Annotated in this window: 1 protein-coding gene; it reads right to left on the bottom strand. The window is 46.8% G+C overall.

The window, feature by feature from the left end; translation table 11 throughout:
* On the bottom strand, positions 1 to 288 hold a 288-nt coding region (locus ACYP03_RS24580), incomplete at its 3' end, for a hypothetical protein (RefSeq protein ID WP_459782462.1).
* Positions 289 to 380: the final 92 nt, after the last annotated feature.

Raw genomic sequence — 380 nt, 5'->3', positions numbered from 1 at the left:
TAACTGGATAAAGCAGTTTCCCAGCAACTGTTGTTCTTCTAGTGTTTCAATTAAATGCAGCAGATACCAGTACACGGACTCATAGGTATTGTCAGGTGTACCGCTGGGGATCGACAGCATCCACCAGTCATGCAGATGCTCGGTACAGGTCTTTTTTAAGGAGTCGTAGCTGGTATCACCATTAATGGTGCCCAGCATAGCTATCGCCAGAGCCGGTGCGTAATCAGTAATGTGATTGGCAATTTGCTCTGTCGGCACATCCGGTATTGAGGAAACAAGTTTGAGCATAGGCACCACCCTGGCCGAAGATTAACGGCCAGGGGCGTCAATCTACTTGTTGATTAGGTTAATAGCTTTAATAACTATAGGCTGCTGAGGCA

Source organism: Photobacterium sp. R1 (genome assembly GCF_054600795.1).
This window is presented reverse-complemented; position numbering and strand designations above follow the sequence as displayed.